This window comes from uncultured Demequina sp., assembly GCF_913055775.1.
Taxonomy (GTDB): domain Bacteria; phylum Actinomycetota; class Actinomycetes; order Actinomycetales; family Demequinaceae; genus Demequina.
The window spans coordinates 1-21,071 of the sequence record NZ_CAJXJX010000039.1 but is presented as its reverse complement, the minus strand read 5'-3'; the positions used below and the strand labels follow the sequence as shown (position 1 = coordinate 21,071).

General features: G+C 70.6%; 25 protein-coding genes. 20 read left to right on the top strand and 5 right to left on the bottom strand.

Features of this window, described 5'->3' with window-relative positions; all coding sequences use genetic code 11:
• Positions 1–241: glycerophosphodiester phosphodiesterase family protein (locus QZ483_RS05750; RefSeq protein ID WP_297082033.1), on the bottom strand; the 241-nt coding region annotated here is incomplete at its 3' end.
• Between the two features lie 10 nt (positions 242–251).
• Here QZ483_RS05750 and rapZ point away from each other — a divergent pair.
• The 9 genes from rapZ to QZ483_RS05705 all read left to right on the top strand — a co-directional run bounded on the left by rapZ (position 252) and on the right by QZ483_RS05705 (position 7,479).
• Positions 252–1,037: an RNase adapter RapZ gene (rapZ, locus tag QZ483_RS05745; protein ID WP_297082032.1), complete on the top strand. Its 786-nt coding sequence runs from the start codon at positions 252–254 to the stop codon at positions 1,035–1,037.
• A complete protein-coding gene (gene yvcK / locus QZ483_RS05740) occupies positions 1,034–2,002 on the top strand; it encodes a uridine diphosphate-N-acetylglucosamine-binding protein YvcK (RefSeq protein WP_297082031.1) in 969 nt (322 codons plus the stop codon). Before rapZ ends, yvcK begins: the two co-directional genes overlap by 4 nt.
• A 4-nt stretch (positions 2,003–2,006) precedes the next feature.
• Positions 2,007–2,990 carry a DNA-binding protein WhiA gene (whiA, locus tag QZ483_RS05735; protein ID WP_297082030.1) on the top strand — a complete coding sequence of 328 codons (984 nt, stop codon included), beginning with the start codon at positions 2,007–2,009 and terminating at the stop codon, positions 2,988–2,990.
• A 161-nt stretch (positions 2,991–3,151) separates the two neighbouring features.
• Positions 3,152–4,156: a type I glyceraldehyde-3-phosphate dehydrogenase gene (gap, locus tag QZ483_RS05730; protein ID WP_297082029.1), complete on the top strand. Its 1,005-nt coding sequence runs from the start codon at positions 3,152–3,154 to the stop codon at positions 4,154–4,156.
• 88 nt (positions 4,157–4,244) lie between these two features.
• The gene (gene pgk, locus QZ483_RS05725) at positions 4,245–5,435 is read left to right on the top strand and encodes a phosphoglycerate kinase (RefSeq protein ID WP_297082028.1); all 1,191 of its coding nucleotides are present in this window, start codon (positions 4,245–4,247) and stop codon (positions 5,433–5,435) included.
• A 3-nt stretch (positions 5,436–5,438) separates the two neighbouring features.
• Positions 5,439–6,230, top strand: coding sequence for a triose-phosphate isomerase (gene tpiA, locus QZ483_RS05720; protein ID WP_297082027.1), 792 nt, complete (start codon positions 5,439–5,441; stop codon positions 6,228–6,230).
• A gap of 65 nt (positions 6,231–6,295) precedes the next feature.
• A complete protein-coding gene (secG, locus tag QZ483_RS05715; protein ID WP_297082026.1) occupies positions 6,296–6,541 on the top strand; it encodes a preprotein translocase subunit SecG in 246 nt (81 codons plus the stop codon).
• Between the two features lie 21 nt (positions 6,542–6,562).
• Positions 6,563–6,934 (top strand): RNA polymerase-binding protein RbpA, encoded by a 372-nt coding sequence (locus tag QZ483_RS05710; protein ID WP_297082025.1) that lies wholly within the window; start codon positions 6,563–6,565, stop codon positions 6,932–6,934.
• Between the two features lie 320 nt (positions 6,935–7,254).
• Entirely contained in the window at positions 7,255–7,479 is a 225-nt protein-coding gene (locus tag QZ483_RS05705) for an Rdx family protein (RefSeq protein WP_297082024.1), read from the top strand.
• A 5-nt stretch (positions 7,480–7,484) separates the two neighbouring features.
• On the opposite strand, the gene pgl is transcribed toward QZ483_RS05705, so the two are convergent.
• The 4 genes from pgl to tkt all read right to left on the bottom strand — a co-directional run bounded on the left by pgl (position 7,485) and on the right by tkt (position 12,847).
• Positions 7,485–8,198 (bottom strand): 6-phosphogluconolactonase, encoded by a 714-nt coding sequence (pgl, locus tag QZ483_RS05700; protein ID WP_297082023.1) that lies wholly within the window; start codon positions 8,196–8,198, stop codon positions 7,485–7,487.
• A gap of 33 nt (positions 8,199–8,231) precedes the next feature.
• Positions 8,232–9,143 carry a glucose-6-phosphate dehydrogenase assembly protein OpcA gene (locus QZ483_RS05695; RefSeq protein WP_297082022.1) on the bottom strand — a complete coding sequence of 304 codons (912 nt, stop codon included), beginning with the start codon at positions 9,141–9,143 and terminating at the stop codon, positions 8,232–8,234.
• Positions 9,140–10,588 carry a glucose-6-phosphate dehydrogenase gene (zwf, locus tag QZ483_RS05690; protein WP_297082021.1) on the bottom strand — a complete coding sequence of 483 codons (1,449 nt, stop codon included), beginning with the start codon at positions 10,586–10,588 and terminating at the stop codon, positions 9,140–9,142. Before zwf ends, QZ483_RS05695 begins: the two co-directional genes overlap by 4 nt.
• 168 nt (positions 10,589–10,756) lie before the next feature.
• Positions 10,757–12,847 (bottom strand): transketolase, encoded by a 2,091-nt coding sequence (gene tkt, locus QZ483_RS05685; RefSeq protein WP_297082020.1) that lies wholly within the window; start codon positions 12,845–12,847, stop codon positions 10,757–10,759.
• 172 nt (positions 12,848–13,019) lie between these two features.
• Here tkt and QZ483_RS05680 point away from each other — a divergent pair, with 172 nt between their 5' ends.
• From QZ483_RS05680 to QZ483_RS05630, 11 genes are all read left to right on the top strand, one after another.
• Positions 13,020–13,985: a heme o synthase gene (locus QZ483_RS05680; RefSeq protein ID WP_297082019.1), complete on the top strand. Its 966-nt coding sequence runs from the start codon at positions 13,020–13,022 to the stop codon at positions 13,983–13,985.
• A gap of 1 nt (position 13,986) precedes the next feature.
• Positions 13,987–14,901, top strand: coding sequence for a site-specific tyrosine recombinase XerD (locus tag QZ483_RS05675; protein ID WP_297082018.1), 915 nt, complete (start codon positions 13,987–13,989; stop codon positions 14,899–14,901).
• 33 nt (positions 14,902–14,934) lie between these two features.
• A complete protein-coding gene (locus tag QZ483_RS05670) occupies positions 14,935–15,750 on the top strand; it encodes a ParA family protein (RefSeq protein WP_297082017.1) in 816 nt (271 codons plus the stop codon).
• A gap of 2 nt (positions 15,751–15,752) precedes the next feature.
• Positions 15,753–16,595, top strand: coding sequence for a ScpA family protein (locus tag QZ483_RS05665; RefSeq protein WP_297082016.1), 843 nt, complete (start codon positions 15,753–15,755; stop codon positions 16,593–16,595).
• A complete protein-coding gene (scpB, locus tag QZ483_RS05660; RefSeq protein WP_297082015.1) occupies positions 16,588–17,133 on the top strand; it encodes an SMC-Scp complex subunit ScpB in 546 nt (181 codons plus the stop codon). The genes QZ483_RS05665 and scpB overlap by 8 nt, the downstream gene beginning before the upstream one ends.
• Positions 17,133–17,882: a pseudouridine synthase gene (locus tag QZ483_RS05655; protein ID WP_297082014.1), complete on the top strand. Its 750-nt coding sequence runs from the start codon at positions 17,133–17,135 to the stop codon at positions 17,880–17,882. Before scpB ends, QZ483_RS05655 begins: the two co-directional genes overlap by 1 nt.
• Before the next feature lie 28 nt (positions 17,883–17,910).
• Positions 17,911–18,273 (top strand): chorismate mutase, encoded by a 363-nt coding sequence (gene aroH, locus QZ483_RS05650; protein ID WP_297082013.1) that lies wholly within the window; start codon positions 17,911–17,913, stop codon positions 18,271–18,273.
• Positions 18,270–19,331 (top strand): prephenate dehydrogenase, encoded by a 1,062-nt coding sequence (locus tag QZ483_RS05645; protein ID WP_297082012.1) that lies wholly within the window; start codon positions 18,270–18,272, stop codon positions 19,329–19,331. The genes aroH and QZ483_RS05645 overlap by 4 nt, the downstream gene beginning before the upstream one ends.
• Complete coding sequence (cmk, locus tag QZ483_RS05640) at positions 19,328–20,005, top strand: (d)CMP kinase (RefSeq protein ID WP_297082011.1); 678 nt, start codon at positions 19,328–19,330, stop codon at positions 20,003–20,005. Before QZ483_RS05645 ends, cmk begins: the two co-directional genes overlap by 4 nt.
• Before the next feature lie 47 nt (positions 20,006–20,052).
• Positions 20,053–20,697, top strand: coding sequence for a 1-acyl-sn-glycerol-3-phosphate acyltransferase (locus tag QZ483_RS05635; RefSeq protein WP_297082010.1), 645 nt, complete (start codon positions 20,053–20,055; stop codon positions 20,695–20,697).
• Between the two features lie 44 nt (positions 20,698–20,741).
• The coding region (locus QZ483_RS05630; protein WP_297082034.1) for a GTPase at positions 20,742–21,071 on the top strand (330 nt) is incomplete at its 3' end.

The window sequence follows — 21,071 nt, the reverse complement described above, 5'->3', positions numbered from 1 at the left end:
CCGCGAGCGTCGGGATCGCCTCGCCGCCCCCCGCCAGCGGAATCTCGGCCAGCTCGGCGGCGCTGCGCGCGCGGACCGGGCCGGTCTCCCCGGTCAGCCGGTCGAGCAGGTAATCGTGGAACACCACCGGCACGCCATCGGAACTGATCTGCACGTCCAGCTCGATCCCGTATCCGGCCGCGACCGCCGCAGCGAAGGCCGCCGGCGCCTGTTGGTAGAGCGCATGTCCCGCGTCGGGCACGATCGTGAGCGTGCCCCGCGCGCGCGCCGGGATGGCGGCATGGGCGCGCCGCGCGCCTTCGGGCGGGGGGACCTCGGTGATCGCCCGCGACTCGAGCCGCCGGCTCGCCGCGGTGGTCGACGTGCGCGGTGGGGAGTTCTTCGCCGACCTCGAAGAGGTGGTCGAGGACCTCGAGGGGACCGGCATCCCCGTCCGGCTGGTGTTCCTGGACGCCTCGGATCAGGTGCTCGTGCGGCGCTTCGAGGAGGCGCGCCGGCCCCACCCGCTCCAGCGCGACGCCACCATCCTCGAGGGGATCGCGCGCGAGCGCGCCCTGGTCGCCGCGGTGCGGGAGCGGGCGGACCACGTGATCGACACGTCCGAGCTCAACGTCCATCAACTGCGGGACGTCATCACGGAGCGCGTGTCCGACGAGGTCCCTCGGCTGCACGTCAACGTCCAGTCCTTCGGCTTCAAGCACGGCATCCCCGCCGATGCCGACTACGTCGCCGACGTCCGGTTCCTTCACAACCCGCACTGGGTTCCCGAGCTCAGGCCGCTGACCGGGCTGGACCCGGCGGTGAGGGACCACGTGCTGGGCGCCGAGGGGGCGCAGGAGTTCATCGACGGGTACGTGCAGGTGCTCGACGGCGCGCTCCATCACTACCGCGCGCACGACAAGCCATCAGTCACGATCGGCGTGGGATGCACGGGAGGCAAGCACCGCTCCGTGGTGCTGGCTGAGGCGCTCGGGCTCGAGCTCCGGTCGCGGGGGTATGACGTGCGCATCACGCACCGGGACCGCGAACGCGGATGACGCGCGCGCCTCGCATCGTGGCCTTCGGCGGCGGCCACGGGCTGTACGCGACGCTCACCGCCCTGCGAGGGACGACCGAGCACCTGACCGCGATCGTCACCGTCGCGGACGACGGCGGATCGTCGGGGCGCCTGCGCGCCGAGCTGGGGATCGTGCCGCCCGGTGACCTGCGGATGGCGCTCAGCGCCCTGTGCGCGGGCAATGAGTGGGGCCGCACGTGGCGAGACGTGCTGCAGACCCGTTTCGAGACCGACGGGCCTCTCGATGGCCACGCCCTCGGCAACCTGCTGATCGCGACGCTGTGGGAGCGCACGGGTGATGTGGTCGCAGGCCTGGAATGGGTGGGGCGTCTGCTCCAGGCCGAGGGGCGGGTGCTGCCGCTCTCGTCGGAGCCGCTGCAGGTCTCCGCGACCGTGAGGACGCCGGACGGCACTCACGAGGTGCACGGCCAGGTGGCCGTGGCGACCGCCGACGGGGTGGTCGAGGACCTTCGCCTCACGCCGGCAGACCCCGCTGTGCCGCCCGAGACCGTCGCCGCGATCGATGCGGCGGACCTCGTGGTGCTCGGACCGGGGAGCTGGTACACGTCCGTGCTGACCCATTTCATGGTGGATCCGGTCCGCGACGCCTTGATCCGAGCGGCGGACCGCTCCGTCCTGGTGCTCAATGTGGGTCACGAGGACGAGGAGACCGCCGGCATGGCGCGCGTGGACGACATCGCCGCGCTGCGCCGTGTCGCGCCCGACTTCGTTCCGGCGTGCGTCCTGGTCGACGCGGATCACGCCCAGGACAGGGGTCTCGCCGCGGCGGCCGCAGACTGGGGCGTCGAGCTCAGGGTCGCGCCGATGCGCGAGGTCCGCACGCGCGCCGCGCACGATACGGCGCGACTGCGCCGCGCGCTGGTGGCCATCGCCCGCGATCATGGCCTGGGCGTCAACGCGATCGAGCCGACAGTGGCAGGATAAGCGCATGGCTCTGACGGCACAGGTGAAGGACGAACTGGCGCGGGTCGCCGTCGAGAAGACGTCGGCACGCAAGGCGGAGGTGGCGACGACCCTCCGTTTCGCGGGCGGTCTGCACATCGTCTCGGGACGCATCGTGATCGAGGCGGAGCTCGACACTGCTGCGAGCGCGCGGCGCCTGCGCGGATTCATCCACGAGGTCTTCGGCCTGGTGAGCGAGATCATCGTCGTGTCCGGGGGCGCCCTCAAGAAGGGCAACCGGTACGTGGTCCGCGTGGTCAAGGAGGGCGAGTCGCTCGCGCGACAGACCGGTCTGCTGGACCATCGGGGCCGTCCGGTGCGCGGGCTTCCCCCGCACGTGGTGGGCGGATCGATCGAGGACACCGTCGCCGCCTGGCGAGGCGCCTTCCTCGCGCACGGGTCGCTGACGGAGCCCGGGCGGTCGTCGTCGCTCGAAGTGACCTCGCCGGGTCCCGAGGCCGCGCTTGCCCTCGTGGGCGCCGCGCGCCGTCTCGGCGTCAGCGCCAAGTCCCGCGAGGTGCGGGGGGTGGACCGGGTGGTCATCCGCGACGGCGACGCGATCGCGGCACTGCTCACGCGCCTGGGTGCCCACGACTCCGTGATCGAGTGGGAGAACAAGCGCACGCGCCGCGAGGTGCGCGGCACCGCGAACCGGCTCGCGAACTTCGACGATGCGAACCTGCGCCGCAGTGCGCAGGCGGCGGTCGCCGCGGGCGCCAGGGTGCAGCGCGCATTCGAGATCCTCGGAGACGAGGTTCCCGAGCACCTGGTCGAGGCGGGCAGGCTGCGCCTCGAGAACAAGGAGGCGTCCCTCGAGGAGCTCGGCAAGCTCGCCGATCCGCAGCTCACGAAGGATGCCGTCGCCGGCCGCATCCGTCGCCTCCTGGCGACGGCGGACAAGCGGGCCGAGGAGTTGGGCATCCCCGACACCGAGGCGGGGATCAGCCCCGAGATTCTCGAGCTCGACTGACACCGGAGCAGGACCTTCGTACTGTGCGCCGTCCGAGGCGTTAGTAGTAGGCTGACAGCAGTGGCCCGCTCCCCGGCGTGGCCTCACCGCGCACGTCGAGGTGCGCAAGCATCCATCCACAACCGCGCCGGTTCTTCCGGCGCAAGTCGAGGAGATCTACTGTGACCATCAAGGTCGGCATCAACGGCTTCGGCCGTATCGGACGCAACTTCTTCCGCGCCGCGCTCGCTGAGGGCGCTGACTTCGAGATCGTGGGCGTGAACGACCTCACGGACAACCACACTCTCGCGCACCTGCTGAAGTACGACACCGTCCTGGGCAAGTTCCCCAAGGAGGTCACCTACGACGACGAGAACATCTACGTCGACGGCAAGGCCATCCGCGCCCTCGCCGAGCGTGACCCCGCGAACCTCCCGTGGGCCGAGCTGGGCGCCGACATCGTGATCGAGTCGACCGGCTTCTTCACGGACGCGACCAAGGCGAAGGCCCACATCGACGCCGGCGCGAAGAAGGTCATCATCTCCGCCCCGGCGAAGAACGAGGACGCGACCTTCGTCGTCAACGTGAACCACGAGGACTACGACCCCGCGAGCCACCACGTGATCTCGAACGCGTCGTGCACGACCAACTGCCTCGCGCCCGTCGCCAAGGCCCTGAACGACGCCATCGGCATCGAGAAGGGTCTGATGACGACCATCCACGCGTACACGGGTGACCAGAACATCCAGGACGGCCCGCACAAGGACCTCCGCCGTGCTCGCGCGGCCGCGCAGAACATCGTGCCGACCTCGACCGGTGCCGCCAAGGCCGTTGCCCTGGTGCTGCCCGAGCTCAAGGGCAAGCTGGACGGCTTCGCGATGCGTGTGCCCACGATCACCGGCTCCGCCACGGACCTCACCTTCGAGGCGTCGCGCGAGGTCACGGTCGAGGAGGTCAACGCTGCGGTCAAGGCTGCCGCCGAGGGCCCCATGGCCGGCACGCTGTCCTACGTCGAGGACGACATCGTCTCGTCGGACATCGTGGGCGACCCGAACCAGTCGATCTACGACTCGAAGCTCACCAAGGTGTCGGGCAACATGGTGAAGATCGTCGCCTGGTACGACAACGAGTGGGGCTACTCCACCTCGCTGGTCAAGCTGACCGCGTTCGTCGGCGACAAGCTCTGATCTGCACCCATCGGATTTGATCGTGGCAACGCCCGCGCACGCGCTGCGTGTGCGGGCGTTGCCATGTCACGAAGAAGAGGACTGAACCATGAAGACCATTGATTCCCTCGGGGACCTGACCGGCAAGAAGGTGCTGGTTCGCTCCGACCTCAACGTGCCGCTCGACGGCACCACCATCACCGACGACGGCCGCGTGCGCGCGTCGGTGCCCACGATCCAGAAGCTCCTCGACGCCGGCGCCGCCGTCATCGTGACCGCCCACCTGGGCCGTCCCGGTGGCGAGCCCAAGCCCGAGTTCTCGCTCGCGCCCGCCGCCGCCCGCCTCGCCGAGCTGCTCGGCCGCCCGGTGACGCTCGCCGAGGACCTCGTGGGCGCATCGGCTGAAGCCACCGTCGCCGCGCTCGAGCCCGGCCAGGTCGCGATGCTCGAGAACGTGCGCTACGACGCCCGCGAGACGTCCAAGGTCGACGAGGAGCGCGAGGAGCTTGCCGCTCAGCTCGCGTCCTTCGCGGACGTGTTCGTGTCCGACGGCTTCGGTGTCGTGCACCGCAAGCAGGCCTCGGTCTACGACGTCGCCAAGAAGCTGCCCGCCGCGGCCGGTCTGTTGGTGCAGAAGGAGGTCGAGTCGCTCTCGCGCGCCACGACCGATCCCGAGCGCCCGTACGCGGTCGTGCTGGGCGGATCCAAGGTCTCCGACAAGTTGCTCGTCATCGAGAACCTGCTGTCGAAGGCGGACCGCCTGCTCATCGGCGGCGGCATGGTCTTCACGTTCCTCGCCGCCAAGGGCTACTCCGTGGGCTCGTCGCTGCTCGAGGAGGACCAGATCGACAAGGTCAAGGGCTACCTCGCCACCGCGGAGGCCAACGGCGTCGAGATCGTCCTGCCCGAGGACATCGAGGTCGCGGCGGCGTTCGCCGCGGACGCCGAGCACAAGACCGTCGCCGCAGACGCGATCGAGGATGGCTGGATGGGCCTCGACATCGGCCCCCAGGCGGCCGTCGCGTTCGCCTCCAAGATCGCCGACGCGAAGACCATCGTCTGGAACGGCCCGATGGGCGTGTTCGAGTTCGAGGCGTTCGCTCCCGGCACCGCCGCCGTCGCCCAGGCGATGGTGGACTCGGACGGCTTCTCCGTCGTCGGCGGAGGCGACTCGGCTGCTGCCGTGCGTCGCCTGGGCTTCGACGAGGCCGGCTTCTCCCACATTTCCACGGGCGGCGGCGCGTCGCTCGAACTGCTCGAGGGCAAGGTCCTGCCGGGCCTCGCCGTACTGGAGGACTGACCCATGGCACGCACCCCGCTCATCGCCGGGAACTGGAAGCTCAATCTCGATCACCTCGAGGCCACCCACACCGTGCAGAAGCTCGCGTGGCTCCTTCGCGACGCCAAGCACGACTTCGAGGACGTGGAGGTCGCGGTGCTCGCATCCTTCACCTCGATCCGCTCCGTGCAGACGCTCGTGGACGCCGACCAGCTCGAGCTGAAGTACGGCGCTCAGGACATCTCGCAGCACACCTCGGGTGCCTACACCGGCGAGGTCTCGGGCACCCAGCTCGCGAAGCTGGGCGTCAGCTACGTGGCCGTGGGCCACTCGGAGCGCCGTGAGTACCACGGCGAGTCCGATGAGGTCGTGGCCGCCAAGACCAAGGCCGCGTTCGAGGCGGGCATCGTCCCGATCGTGTGCGTGGGCGAGGGCCTGGACATCCGCAAGGAGGGCACGCACGTCGAGTACACGCTGGCCCAGGTGGACGGTGCGCTCGAGGGACTGCCTGCCGAGAAGGCCAAGGACGTCGTCATCGCGTACGAGCCCGTGTGGGCCATCGGCACGGGCGAGGTCGCGACCCCGCAGGACGCGCAGGAGGTCTGCGCGGCGATCCGTGGCCGTCTCGCGGAGCTGTACGACCCCGAGATCGCTGGCGGAATCCGCATCCTGTACGGCGGCTCGGTGAAGTCGGGATCCATCGCTCAGCTCATGGCCGAGGAGGACGTCGACGGCGGTCTCGTGGGCGGTGCGAGCCTCGATCCGGAGGAGTTTGCGAAGATCGCGCGGTTCCGCGTCCACCAGGTGGGCCTGTAACCGTTCCCCGTCGCGGGTTCCGTCGCGTATCCTGGTACGCGTTCGTAACGATCTGAAGGAGAAGCGTGCAGATTCTCGAGACCACTCTGTGGGTGCTGCTGGTGCTCACCAGCCTCATCCTCATCGGCCTCGTGCTGATTCACCGTGGCCGCGGAGGCGGCATCACCGACATGTTCGGCGGCGGCTTCTCGTCCGGCGTGCAGTCGTCGGCCGTGGGTGAGCGGAACCTGACGCGCATCACCTGGATCACTGCGATCGTGTGGGCGATGGTGATCGTGCTTCTCGGTCTCATCTCCCGCTTCGCCCTGTGACGGCTGAGACGAGGGGAAATCATGGCCGCAGGTAACGCCATTCGAGGCTCGCGCGTGGGCGCGGGCCCCATGGGCGAGGACGAGCGCGGCGAGTCCGCGCCGCGTCAGACGGTCAACTACTACTGTGCTCGTGGGCACGTCACGTCGCCGAGCTTCGCGCTGGGCGACGAGGCGGACGCTCCCGAGATTCCGCTGGAGTGGGACTGCCCCAAGTGCGGCTTCCCCGCGGGTCTGGATTCGGAGAACCCTCCGGAGCCGATGCGCAACGAGCCGTACAAGACGCACCTCGCCTACGTGAAGGAGCGCCGCTCGGAGGAGGAGGGCCAGGCCCTGCTCGACGAGGCGCTGACCGAGCTTCGTGCTCGTCGCGAGACGGTGGTCGTCGCCGACTGACGCCTCGTGCCCGAAGGCCGCCCTCCCCGCACCGGGGACGGGCGGCTTTCGTGCGTTCGACCGGAAGCGAGCCCGCGCATCGGCCCTCCGCCATTCCTGGCGGTCGATTCGCACTCGCCTCAGCCCTTACGCGAGCGAAATGGGCCCGATTCGCTCGTCTAAGCACCTAGGTGAGCGAAGTGGGCCCGATTCGCTCGTCTAAGCACCTAGGTGAGCGAAATGGGCCCACTTCGCTCGGCAGGGAGGCGTCGGGGAATGATCTGTGGGGCGATAGTGTCGTCCTCAGTGGCGGGGACGAGCCCGCCCGGATGTGGAGAGTCATGCAGATCGAGATCGAGTACTGCGTCCCGTGCGGCTACCTTGACCGGGCGCTCGAAGCCCAGAAGACCCTGCTGAGCACCTTCGGACAGGGGCTCGAGGGCGTCACGCTCAAGCCGGGTGAGAAGGGCGTCTTCACCTTCCGCGCCGACGGCGACGAGATCTACTCGAAGCCCGCCGACTACGACATCACGACCATCGTGGAGACGGTCAAGGCGCGTCTCTGACGCAGTCAGATCCTGGTCGCTGCGGCGGCGTCGAGCAGCCACAGCGTGCGCTCGGTGCCGTGCACGGCCGCTCCGGGGAGCGACGCGTCGCCGTGGATGCACCGCGCCGCGACGTTCGCCTTCGCCTCCCCGGCCGCGAGAAGCCAGACCTCCCGCGCTCGGTTGATCTGCGCGAGGGACAGCGACACGCGGGTGGGCGGCGGCTTGGGGGAGTCGTGGACGGCGAGGGCCGATGCGCCCGCGTCGCCGAAGCCCGGGTGGCCGGGAAAGAGGCTGGCCACGTGTCCGTCGGGGCCCAGGCCGAGCAGCAGCACGTCCCAGGCAGGAGTGCCCGCCGCGGCGATCTCGGCGTCGTAGGACCCCGCCGCGTCCTCGGCAGTCGCAAACGGCCCGTGAGCACCCATGCGGTGGATGTTCTCCTCGGGCAGCGGCAGTGACGAGAGCAGTGCTTCCTGTGCCTGACCCTCATTGCGATCGGGGTCGCCGATCGCCACGAAGCGCTCGTCTCCCCACCACAGGTGCACCGAGGTCCAGTCGACGCCGCTCGCGAGCGGAGAACGGGCGGCTTCCGCGAGCGTGGCGGTGCCGACCGTGCCTCCCGTGAGCACCACGTCGGCGCGCTCACGGTGCGCGAGCACGTCGCCGATGCGCAGCAGCAGGCGAGCCGCCGTGGCCTGCGCGAGTGCAGCCGCGTCTCCGTAGACGATGGTCTCGGTCATCGGCGCCTCCACGCGTCCAGGGCTTCCAGGGGATCAGTCGCGCGAGCGCGCGTACTGCGCCAGCGCCTCGCCGTAGATCGCGTCATCGTCGAGCCGGCGGAGCTCCTCGGCGAGGCAGTCGCCCAGCGAGCGCGGCGGCAGCGCGATCGTGTGCGACGGCTGCCCGGGCTGCGTCAACGTCGCGTTGTAGCCATCGGGGCGCGAGATGCCGATCTCGCCGGACGGCGTCACGAGCGTGATCGACTGCAGGCCGCGGACGGAGTCGTCGTACGAGTCCTCGATCTCGCACCCGAGCGTGTTCTGGAGCCACGCGCCGAGCAGCAGGATGGACGGGCTGCCGGTGTCGCCGTGGAGCCTCGCGCACGTGACACGACGGTCCTCGACCTGGTCGAGCGCCGAGGCGAGCAGCGCGCGCCAGCGCGTCACACGCGTCCACGCGAGGTCGGTGTCGCCGGGCACGTAGTCGGCAGCCATGCGCGCGAGCACCTCGCCGGGCTCCGCGTCTCCCTTGGAGTCGACGATGCGCCGCACGGCCATCGTGCCGATGCCCGTGCCGCCGGCATTCGTCGGGACGCCCGCAGGCCACCAGGCGACGATCGGCGCGTCGGGGAGCAGCAGGGGAGTCACGAGCGTGTCGGCGTGCGCGACCTGCGCGCCCGACGGCCGCAGCACGACGACCTCCGACGCGCCCGCGTCGCCGCCCACCCGCAGCTCGGCGTCGAGGCAGTCGTGCCCCTGCTCGGCCGGCGCGAGCACGATGATGCGGCACGGGTGCTCCCGCGAGGCCACGTTCGCCGTCTCGATCGCGTCATCGGCATCCGCGCCCGTCGCGTCGATGACGAGCGTCATCACGCGGCTGAGGGACACGACGCCGCCCTCCTTGCGGGCATTGACCAGCGCCTTGTTGATCTCGGAGACCGTGGTCTTGGGCAGGGTGATGATCATGGGCGCCTCCAGACGCGGCCGTCCTTGGCGAGCATGGCGTCAGCCGACGCCGGGCCCCACGTGCCCGACCGATACTGCTCCGGGCGGCCGTGCTGCTCCCAGTGGGACGTGATCGGGTCGAGCAGCTTCCACGACAGTGCGACCTCCTCGTGGCGCGGGAACAGCGGCGGGTCGCCGAGAAGCACATCGAGGATCAGGCGCTCGTACGCCTCGGGTGAGGTCTCCGTGAACGCGTTGCCGTACGCGAAGTCCATCGTCACGTCGCGGACCTCCATGCCGGTGCCGGGAACCTTCGAGCCGAACTTGAGCGTGACGCCCTCGTCGGGCTGGACGCGGATGACGAGCGCGTTGTTGCCCACCTCGGCGCCGTCGATCTCCTGGAAGTACGGACTGGGCGCCTTCTTGAACACCAGCGCGATCTCCGTGACGCGGCGGCCCAGGCGCTTGCCTGCCCGCAGGTAGAACGGCGTGCCCGCCCACCGCCGGTTGGGCACGTCGAGGCGGATCGCGGCGAACGTCTCGGTGATCGAGTCGGGAGCGATGCCGTCCTCGTCGAGGAAGCCGCCGACCTGCTCGCCACCACGCCAGCCGGCGGCGTACTGGCCGCGGGCCGTGTTCGCATCGAGATCAGCGGGCAGCTTGGTGGCGCGCAGCACCTTCTCCTTCTCGTCGCGAAGGTCGTCCGCGTCGAAGGTCGCGGGCTCCTCCATCGCGGTGAGCGCGAAGAGCTGGAGCAGGTGGTTCTGGATCACATCGCGGGCCTGGCCGATGCCGTCGTAGTAACCCGCGCGCGAGCCGATCCCGATGTCCTCGGCCATCGTGATCTGCACGTGGTCGACGAACTGGCTGTTCCAGATGGGCTCGAAGAGCTGGTTCGCGAAGCGCAGCGCGAGCAGATTCTGGACGGTCTCCTTGCCCAGGTAGTGGTCGATGCGGAACACCGAGTCGGGCGGGAAGACCTCGGAGACGACCTCGTCGAGAGCGTTCGCCGACTGCAGATCGTGACCGAACGGCTTCTCGATGACCACGCGGCGCCAGGCGCCCTCGTGAGCGTCCGACAGTCCGGAGTCGCGCAGCTGAGTCAGCACCTGCGGGAAGGCCGAGGGCGGAATCGACAGGTAGAAGGCGTGGTTGCCACCGGTGCCGCGGCGCTCGTCCAACTCCTCGACGGTGGTGCGCAGGCGCTGGAAGGCCTCCGGGTCGTCGAAGGTGCCCTGCACGAAGCGGATGCCCTCGGCCAGCTGCTTCCAGGTCTCGTCCCTGAAGGGCGTCCTCGCGTGCTTCTTGACCGACTCGTAGACGACCTCCTCGAAGTCCTGGCGCTCCCAGTCGCGGCGCGCGAAGCCGGTGAGCGCGAACGCGGGAGGCAGCAGGCCGCGATTGGCCAGGTCGTAGACGGCCGGCATGAGCTTCTTGCGTGCCAGGTCGCCCGTCACGCCGAACATGACCAGACCGCAGGATCCGGCGATGCGGGGGAGTCGGCGATCGCGGGGATCGCGCAAGGGGTTGTTCACGGGCGGGGCCTCCGAGAGCTGGGGATGGGGCACGGGGGACCGCGCCCCATCCTGGGTCACTGTGCTGATGCCTCGACTGTCACGAGGCGGACGACCATGTCACTGCGCCGCAGCGATCGACTCGCGGGCGACGGCGGCGACGTTGTCCCCGGTGAAGCCGTACTTTGCGAGCAGCAGCGCGCCGTCGGCGGACTCGCCGAAGTGGTCGATGGACACAGAGCGTCCCGCGTCGCCGACGACCTCGCGCCAGCCGAGCGCGGAGCCGGCCTCGATCGACACGCGGGCCTTGAGAGCCGGCGGGATGATCGAGTCGCGGTATTCCGCGTCCTGACGGGCGAAGCGCTCGCGCGAGGGCATCGACACCACGCGGGCCGCGATGCCGTCGGCCGCGAGGCTCGCGCGCGCGTCGAGAGCGACGGAGACCTCCGAGCCGGTCGCGATCAGGACCACGGCCGCGTCCTCGTCAGCCCCGGCGATGACGTAGCCGCCGCGGTCCACGCCCTCGGCCGAGGTGCCCTCGAGCACCGGCAGCCCCTGGCGCGACAGGATCAACGCGGACGGGCGGTCGGTGGTCTCGAGGATCGCCTTCCACGCTGCGGAGGTCTCGTTCGCGTCCGCCGGCCGCACCACGTCGAGGCCGGGGATCGCCCGCAGGGTCGCGAGGTGCTCGATGGGCTGGTGGGTGGGGCCGTCCTCGCCCAGACCGACGGAGTCGTGGGTCCAGACGAACGTGCTGGGGATCTGCATGAGTGCCGCGAGTCGCACCGACGCGCGCATGTAGTCCGAGAACACCAGGAACGTGCCGCCGTACACGCGCGTCAGGCCGTGCAGGGTGATGCCGTTCATGATCGCACCCATGCCGAACTCGCGAATGCCGAAGTGCAGCGTGCGGCCGTACCACTGCGCGTCGGGCCACGAGTGGGTCGCCCGGCGCGGGGGCAGGAAGGACGGCTCGCCCGCCATCGTGGTGTTGTTCGATCCGGCGAGGTCTGCGGACCCTCCCCACAGCTCGGGAAGGACGGGCGCGAGAGCCGCGAGGACCTTGCCCGATGCGGCACGGGTCGCGACCTTGGTGCCGACCTCGAACGACGGCAGGGACTCGTCCCAGCCCTCGGGAAGGTCGCGAGCGACCAGGCGCGTCAGCAGTGCCGCGCGCTCGGGGTTCTCCGCCTCCCAGCGCGAGAACTGCGCGTTCCACTCCGAATGCGCCGCCTGCCCGCGGTCCTTGACCTGCTGCATGTGGTCGAGGATCTCGGGCTCGACGACGAAGGACTGCTCGGGATCGAAGCCGAGGACCTCCTTGAGACCCGCGACCTCCTCGCCGCCGAGCGCGGAGCCGTGGACGCCGCCGGTGTTCTGCTTCGTGGGCGACGGCCAGCCGATGATCGTCGACAGGCGGATGAGGGACGGCTTGCCCGTCTCGGCCTTGGCGGCCTCGATCGCGTCGAGGAGCGACTGGGTGTCCTCCTGGTAGCCATCCTCGGTGAGCCACGACACATGCTGGGTGTGCCAGCCGTAGGCCTCGTAGCGGGCCATGACGTCCTCGGTGAAGGAGATGTCCGTCTCGTGCTCGATCGAGATCCGGTTGTCGTCCCAGATCAGGATGAGGTTGCCCAGCTCCTGGGTTCCCGCGATGCTCGACGCCTCCGAGGACACGCCCTCCTGCAGGCAGCCGTCCCCGGCGATCACGTAGACGAAGTGGTCGAACGGGGACGTGCCCGGCTCCGCGTCAGGGTCGAGCAGACCGCGCTCCTTGCGCGACGCCATCGCCATGCCGACCGCGGACGCGACGCCCGTTCCCAGGGGGCCGGTGGTGATCTCGACCCCATCGGTGTGGCCGTACTCCGGGTGGCCGGGAGTGAGCGACCCCTCGGTGCGCAGCGCCTTGAGGTCGTCGAGGCCCAGCTGGTAGCCGGACGCGAACAGCTGCAGGTACAGCGTGAGGGAGGAGTGGCCGGCCGACAGGACGAAGCGGTCGCGGCCCAGCCACTGCGAGTCAGCGGGGTCGTGGCGCATGACGTCCTGGAAGAGCAGGTAGGCGGCGGGCGCAAGCGAGATCGCGGTGCCAGGATGCCCGTTGCCGACCTTCTCGACGGCATCGGCGGCAAGCACGCGAAGGGTGTCGACGGCGCGGCGGTCCGCATCGGTCCAGTTGACGGTCACAGAAGTCTCCCCAAAGGATTCGGTCATAGGATTCCCGGCCAGCCTACCGGCGCGACGAGCGCCGTGGGCACGTCGGGAGAGAACTCACGGAGGCGCCTGCGCGCGCGTGAGGACCGCGACATCGCCGCGCAATCCTGAGTGCCCGACCACACGGCGACGCGGCAAGGGGAGCGCCCTCACCGACGGTAGGATGGAGCCCATGTCGCAGACCGTCCCCGCCGCGCATGCCGCGACCGCCCCGGCGGCGACGTCGCGGCGATCGGCAGGCGCGACCGTCCGCGGCTACATCGCGCTCACCAAGCCGCGCATCATCGAGCTGCTGCTGGTGACGACGATCCCGACGATGATCCTCGCCGCGGATGGCTGGCCGGCGTGGTGGCTCGTGCTCGCGACCCTCGTGGGAGGAGCGCTGTCGGCGGGGTCCGCGAACGCGTTCAACATGTACCTCGATCGCGACATCGACGCCATCATGCATCGCACGCAGAACCGGCCGCTCGTGACCGGCGCTGTGAGCGAGCGCGGGGCGCTCGTGTTCGCCTGGACCCTCGCGGTGGTGTCGACCGCGTGGTTCGTCGCGGTCGTCGGCTCTCCGCTCGCCGCGGGCCTTTCCGTCGCCGCGATCCTGGGCTACGTCGTGGGATACACGATGCTTCTCAAGCGCCGCACCTCCCAGAACATCGTCTGGGGCGGCGCGGCGGGGTGCATGCCGGTCCTCATCGGCTGGGCGTCGGTCACGCAGTCCCTCTCGTGGACTCCCGTGCTGCTGTTCCTCATCATCTTCTTCTGGACGCCGCCGCACTACTGGCCGCTGTCGATGAAGTTCAAGCGCGACTACGCCGCGGCGGAGGTCCCGATGCTCCCGGTGGTGGCGTCGACCAACAAGGTGGCGGTCGAGATGATCGCGTACGCCGTGGCCATGGTTGGCGTGACGCTGCTCCTGGTTCCCGTCGCGGGGATGACGTGGGTCTACGCCGGTGTGGCACTCGCCGCCGGTGTGTGGTTCGTGCGGGGCTGCGTGGTGCTCTACGTGCGTTCCGAGCGCGGCGAGTCCAAGCTGCGGGAGATGCGGCTCTTCCGCGACTCGATCACGTACCTGTCGGTGGTGTTCGCCGCGATCCTGGTCGACCCCTTCCTCCCGGACGCCCTCACGGTCTTCACCGCCTGACATGCTCGCTGACGAGCGCGACGCCTACCTCGCTCACGTCACCGTCGAGCGAGGGTTGAGCGAGCACACTGTCGCCGCCTACCGGCGCGACCTCACGCGCTACTCCCACTTCCTCGAGACGCGCGACCGCCACGCGCTGGGCGAGGTCACCCGCGCGGACGTCTCGGCGTTCGCCCAGGCGATCGGCACCGGCGGCGACGGTGGCCGCGCTCTCGCCCCCGCATCGGCCTCCCGGACCGTGGTCGCCGTGCGCGGCTGGCATCGCTTCGCACTGGCAGAAGGGTGGACCGCTGACGATCCCTCGCACGAGGTGAAGCCTCGGGCCATCCCTCAGCGCCTGCCCAAGGCCATCTCCACGGATGACGTCGCGCGCATCCTCGAGCAGGTGGGCGACGACGGTCCGGCGCCGCTGCGGGACCGCGCCCTGCTGGAGCTCGTGTACGCCTCGGGCGCGCGCATCTCGGAGGCCATCGGTCTGGACGTGGACGACGTGTCGCTCGCCCCCGACGGAGCATCGGTGCTGCTGCGCGGCAAGGGGCGCAAGGAACGCGTCGTGCCGGTCGGGGGCTACGCGGTGGAGGCCATCGAGGCGTACCTGGTCCGGGCGCGCGGGCCGCTCGCACACGCGGGCCGCGGCACCCCGGCGCTCTTTCTCAACACGCGGGGCGGCCGCCTGTCCCGCCAGAGCGCGTGGGCCATCCTGCGTGCCGCCGCCGATCGGGCGGGCGTGCCGGAGGTGTCGCCGCACACGCTGCGTCACTCGTTCGCGACCCACCTGCTCGCGGGGGGTGCCGATGTGCGCGTGGTGCAGGAGCTGCTGGGCCACGCGTCGGTCACCACGACGCAGATCTACACGGCCGTCACGCAGGACGCACTGCGCGAGGCCTACATCGCGGCACATCCGCGCGCCCGCTGAAGACGCGCCTGCCAGGGGCGGTAGTGTGGGCGCGTGAGCGATTTCCCCGTCCCCGCGCCCCTCGGCGGACACGGCCCGGCCCGCATCGTGGCGCTGTGCAATCAGAAGGGCGGGGTGGGCAAGACCACCACCACGGTCAACGTCGCGGCGGCCCTCGCGGAGTACGGCCGCCGGGTGCTCGTGGTCGACTTCGATCCCCAAGGAGCCGCATCCGCCGGCCTGGGCGTCAACCCCAACGAGATCGACTCGACCATCTACGACCTGCTCATGCGCTCGAGCGTGAAGGCCGCCGACGTCATCCGCCGCACGCAGGTCGAGGGACTGGACCTCATTCCGGCGAACATCGACCTGTCCGCAGCGGAGGTGCAGCTCGTGGGCGAGGTGGCGCGCGAGTCCACGCTGTCGCGAGGGCTGCGCGAGGTCGCCGACGACTACGACGTGGTGCTGATCGACTGCCAGCCGTCGCTGGGGCTGCTCACCGTCAACGCCCTGGTCGCTGCGCACGGCGTCGTGATCCCGCTCGCGTGCGAGTACTTCGCGATGCGCGGCGTCGCGCTGCTGGTCGAGACCATCGACAAGGTCCAGGACCGCCTCAACCCGCGCCTCACGATCGACGCGATCATCCCGACCATGTACGACGGTCGCACCCTGCACGCCCAGGAGGTCGTGGAGCGCGTGCGGGAGAGGTTTGGCGACGCCGTGACGGAGACCCTCATCCACCGCACCGTGAAGTTCCCTGACGCGACCATCGCCGCGGAGCCCATCACGACGTTCGCCCCCAAGCACACGGGCGCGGAGGCGTACCGTGCGCTCGCCCGCGAGCTGGTGGCCCGCGGCGTGGCCGCCTGAGCGTGTCCGTCGCGTCCGAGCCTGCGGCCGCGGAGCGCGGTCAGGGCTTCGAGGTCCACCTCGACAACTTCGAGGGCCCGTTCGACCTGCTCCTGTCGCTGATCTCCAAGCACGAGCTGGAGATCACGGAGGTCGCGCTGGCCCGCGTCACCGATGAGTTCCTTGCGACCATCGCGGCTCACGAGACCGACTGGGATCTGTCGCAGGCCAGCGAGTTCCTGGTCGTGGCCGCGACCCTGCTGGATCTCAAGGCCGCCCGGCTGCTGCCGCAGGGCCAGGTCGAGGACGCGGAGGACCTCGAGCTGCTCGAGGCGCGCGACCTGCTGTTCGCGCGGCTGCTGCAGTACCGGGCGTACAAGCAGGTGGCGCGCTCGTTCGAGACAATGCTGCAGGCGCCGCGCGCCGTGCCGCGCGACGTCCCTCTCGAGCCACACCTGGCGATGCTCCTGCCCGAGCTCGTGTGGGTGGTCACCCCCGAGCAGCTCGCCCGGCTCGCGGCACACGCCCTCGAGCCGCGGCACGCGCCGGCCGGCGTGAACATCGACCACCTGCACGCGCCGGCGGTGAGCGTGCGAGAGCAGGCGGCGCTGCTGACGTCGCGGCTCCAGCGCGATCGCGTCGTGACCTTCCGCGCGCTGGTGCGGGACGCCGACCATGCCAGCGTGGTCGTCGCGAGGTTCCTGGCCCTGCTTGAATTGTTCAAGGAGGCCGTCGTCGCCTTCGACCAGATCCGGTCGCTCGGGGAGTTGACCGTCCGCTGGACCGCGGGCGACGCGGACGTGGACATCGAGGTGTCCGACGAGTTCGACGGCGTGGCCGCGGAGGAGACAGGTGGAGATGAGTGACGTGCACGTCAGGGGAGCGCTCGAGGCGATCCTGATGGTGGTGGACGAGCCGGTGCCCCCGGCCGATCTCGCCGCCGCCGTGGGCGTGCCCGAGGCCCAGGTGGTCGCGACGCTCGGGCGCCTGCGCGACGAGTACGCCGACCCCGATGCGCCGCGCGGCTTCGAGCTGCGCGAGGTCGAGGGCCGCTGGCGCGTCTATTCGTCCCGTCTGTACGCCGATGCTGTGGGCGCCTTCGTGGTCGAGGGGCAGTCGGCGCGGCTGTCGCAGGCGGCCCTCGAGACCCTCGCCGTGGTCGCGTACCGTCAGCCGGTCACGCGCGGGCAGGTGTCGCAGGTGCGCGGCGTGAACGTAGACTCCGTCATGAAGACGCTGAGCGCGCGCGGCCTCGTGACCGAGGTGGGGGAGATCGGCGGCGCCCTGCAGTACGGCACCACCACCGAGTTCCTCGAGCGCATGGGCCTGGGCTCGCTGGACGAGCTTCCTGAGCTCGCGCCGTACCTGCCCGACCTGGCCGATGTGGACGGGGAGGGCTCCTGATGGGAGATCTCGAGATCCACCGTCCTGAGGGCGTGCGACTCCAGAAGGTGCTGGCCGCCGCTGGGGTGGGTTCGCGCCGCAAGTGCGAGGTCCTCATCGAGCGCGGCGATGTCAAGGTGGACGGCGAGGTCGTCACCCAGCTGGGCGTCCGCGTCGATCCCGACGCCGTGCGCATCGAGGTCAAGGGCAAGCGCATCGTGGTCGACGACCGCCAGGTGACTGTCGTGCTCAACAAGCCTCGCGGCGTGGTGTCGACGATGTCCGATCCGCATGGGAGGCCCGCGCTCGACGACTTCGTCAAGGACTACCCGGAGCGGCTGTTCCACGTGGGGCGACTCGATGCCGAGACCACGGGCGTGCTGCTGCTCACGAACGATGGCGAGCTTGCCAACCGGCTCGCTCACCCCACGCACGGCGTGCCCAAGGTGTACGTCGCCAAGGTCGAGGGCGAGGCCAAGCCGACGCTGTGCACGCGGCTGCGCGCAGGCGTGGACCTCGATGACGGCCCCGTGCGCGTCAGCGACTGCCGCGTGCTCGACGTGAGCCGTGGCCACTCCCTGGTGCGGGTCGAACTCCACGAGGGCCGCAACCGCATCGTCCGCCGGATGCTCGACAAGGTGGGGCACCCGGTCGTGGACCTCGTGCGCACCGACTTCGGACCCATCTCGCTCGGCACGCTGCAGCCTGGCGAGGTGCGACGGCTCTCGCGCGAGGAGGTGGGGGCGCTGATGGTGGTGGCGGGCCTCTGAGGCCTCGCTCCCCGATACGATGGTGGGCATGTCAGTCCGAGCCATCCGTGGTGCCACCACGCTCGACGTCGACGACCGCACCCACCTCCACGCTCGCACGCAGGAGCTGGTCGAGGCCCTCATGAGCGCCAACGGCCTGGTGCCGGACGACGTCATCTCCGTCCTGTTCACCTGCACGCCGGACATCGTCAGTGACTTCCCGGCCGCGGCAGCGCGAGAGCTCGGCTTCGGAGCCGTGCCCCTCATGTGCGCTCAGGAGATGGCCGTTCCCGGTGCGCTGCCGCTCGTGGTCCGGGTGCTCATGCACGTCGAGACCGCCCTCGAGCGTGCCGAGATCACGCACGTGTACCTCCACGAATCGGTCGCCCTCCGGCGCGACCTCGCGCAATGACGATCCCCGGTGCCGCCCCGCGCACGCATATCGTGGGAGCCGGGCTGATCGGCGCGAGCATCGGCCTCGGGCTGAAGTCCGAGGGCTGGCACGTCACGATTGAGGACGCCCATGCGGAGGCCGAGGCGCTCGCGCGCGCCATCGGCGCGGGCGACGCGCCGGGCGACGACGAACCCGAGCTCGTCATCGTCGCGGTGCCTCCCGCGGCAGCGCCGCAGGTCGTCGTGGATGCGCTCGACCGCTGGCAGCACGCCACCGTCACCGACGTCGCGAGCGTCAAGGCCCCCATCGCCGCGGCGGTGGAGGCCTGCGAGAACGCAGTCCGGTACGTCGGCTCCCATCCGATGGCCGGGCGCGAGATCTCCGGGGGCCTCGCAGCGCAGGGCGACCTGTTCAAGGCGCGTCCCTGGGTGATCTGCCCCAACGGCGCGCACGGGGAGGCCGTCGCCGCGGTGCGGCTGGTGGCCGAGACCCTGCAGTGCGACGTCGTCACCATGGACGCGGCGGCGCACGACGCCGCGGTCGCGCGGGTCTCTCACGCCCCCCAGGTCGCGGCGAGCGCGGTCGCGGCGGCGCTCGGACCGCTGTCCGCCGAGGATGTCGCGCTCGCCGGCCAGGGATTGCGCGACGTCACGCGCATCGCGGCCTCCGATCCCGAGATGTGGGCGGATATCGCTCGCCTCAACCGTCCATCGCTGATGGCCACGATCGATCACATCATCGGCGACCTCGAGGACCTGCGCGACGCCGACGACCTGGGCGAGGCGGTCACCGACCTCATCGAGCGCGGGCGCGTGGAGGTGGCGCGCATCCCCGGCAAGCACGGCGGCGCCACGCGCGAGTGGACGCCCGTGACGGTCATCGTTCCCGATGTGCCGGGCCAGCTGCTGCGCTTGCTCACGGACGCCGCCCAGGTGGGCGTCAACGTCGAGGACATCACCATCGAGCACTCGCCGCGTCAGCCGGTGGGTCTCACCACGCTGCACGTGCTTCCGGCCCGCGCGCAGGAGCTCGCCCATGCGCTGGCCGAGAACGACTGGGAGATCGCCGCACCATGAGTGGAATCGTCATCGCCATCGACGGACCGGCCGGGACGGGCAAGTCGACCGTGTCCCGCGAGGTCGCGCTGCGGCTGGGGCTCGCCTACTTCGACACCGGCGCGACCTACCGCGTCGCCACGCTCGCGTGCCTGCGCGATGGCGTGGACCTGAGCAACACCAGCGACGTCGCCGCGATGGTCGCGACCATGAACGTCGAGCTCATCCTGGACCCGCGCGCTCCGCGCGTCCTGCTCGACGGCGAGGATGTGTCCGCGCAGATCCGCACCGACACGGTGGCACTGACGGTGTCGAAGGTCGCCACGAACCTCGAGGCGCGCCCGATCCTCCAGGAGATGCAGCGCGAGGTGATCCGCGGCGAGCTCGCCGGTGGCTACTCGGACGGCCGGGGGGTCTGCGCCGAGGGGCGCGACATCACCACGGTCATCGCTCCGGAGGCGGACGTTCGCGTGCTCATGACCGCCGACGACGACGTTCGTGTCGCGCGTCGGGCGGGCGAGGGCGCCGATGCTGGGACGGTTCGCGAGGCGGTGCTGGGGCGCGATCGGCGCGACTCGGCCGTGGTCAGCTTCCACGAGGCCGCGGATGGCGTCCACACGCTCGACACCACCGATCTCACCATCGAGGAGGCCGTCGGCGCGGTCGTCTCGTTGGCCGGAGAGGCCACTCAGTGAGCCGTCCGACGGCGCCGAGCCGCTGGGGCCCGCGATGGTCCCGGTGGGTGGGACGCGTCCTGGCGCGCGGGCTGTGGGCCACGGAGGTGCGGGGCCGGCGAAACGTCCCCCGCGCGGGTGCCGCGATCATCGTGGCGAACCACACCGGCTTCATCGACGGGCCGGTTCTCCACGGCGTCGTCCCGCGGGGCTCGCACTTCCTCATCGGCGACCACATGTTCCGGGGTGCGCTCGGACGCATCCTCGCCGCCGCCGGTCAGATCTCCGTCGAGGGGGCGGGCCGCGACGCGCTTGCGCGCGGTCGCGCCGTCCTGCTGCGCGGCGACGTGGTCGGCATGTTCCCCGAGGGCACCAGGGGAGCAGGCAGGGCCGATGCGGTCCATGGCGGAGCGGCCTGGCTCGCTCTGCAGTCGGGAGCGCCCGTCATCCCGACGACGATGGTCGGCACCCGGCACACGGGCGAGCCGGTCAGCGTGTGGCCCCGCCCGCGGCGGCACATCCTCGTCGAGTTCGGCGAGCCCGTGGCGATCGAGCCGCCCGCCGACCTGAAGGGACGGGCGCGACAGGCGTGGGCGCAGGAGACGGTCGCCCAGGTGCTGCGCGACCAGGTCGACGCGACTCTCGCCACCACCGACCTGGAGCTGCCCGTCGACGACGGCGGGCGATCCGCGACCAAGGAGGCCACGCTGTGAGCGACGATCAGGAGTACCGCGGCGTCGACGATGCCCCCGCACCCATGGAGGTGCCGTCGGATCCGGAGGAGAGCCTCGACGCCGTGCGCGAGGCCGCGCTGAGGGCCGGACTCGAGGAGTACGAGCTCACCGAGGACGATCTCGCGGCGCTCGCCGGTGAGGCGCCGGCCGAGACGGAGGCGGCACTGCCCACCCTGGCGGTGATCGGCCGTCCGAACGTGGGGAAGTCCACGTTGGTCAACCGCATCATCGGCAAGCGCCTCGCCGTGGTCGAGGACACCCCCGGCGTCACCCGCGATCGCCGAGAGGCCGAGGGCCGCATTGCCGAGTTGACCTTCCGCCTGCTCGATACCGCCGGTTTTGAGGACGTCACC